Source organism: Pseudomonas sp. HY7a-MNA-CIBAN-0227, from assembly GCF_040310325.1.
GTDB lineage: Bacteria > Pseudomonadota > Gammaproteobacteria > Pseudomonadales > Pseudomonadaceae > Aquipseudomonas.
In genome coordinates this window covers 1-245 of the sequence record NZ_JBEOPT010000302.1, presented here as the reverse complement: position 1 = coordinate 245, position 245 = coordinate 1, and the positions used below count along the sequence as shown (strand labels likewise).

Annotated in this window: 1 pseudogene; it reads left to right on the top strand. The window is 59.6% G+C overall.

Annotation, left to right across the window (positions count from 1 at the left end):
• A pseudogene (locus AAEZ06_RS28025) lies at nt 1-245 on the top strand (ATP-dependent DNA helicase); the annotation flags it as partial.

Sequence of the window (245 nt, the reverse complement as noted above, 5' to 3'; positions counted from 1 at the left end):
GCTTTACCTCCCTGCCCAGCCCGTTCGGCGCTGAACAGCTGCAGGTGAATTTCACGCCCAGAATCAGCACCCGCCAGGCCCACCGCGAGTCGTCGGTAACGCCCATTGCCGAGCTGATCGCGCGGCAATATCGCCAGCGCCCAGGCCACTATCTGGCGTTTTTCAGCAGTTTTAAATATTTGAGCGAGGTCAATGTGGCGCTGAGCAGCATTGCCGCAGATGTGCCCCAACGTTCACAGCAGCCA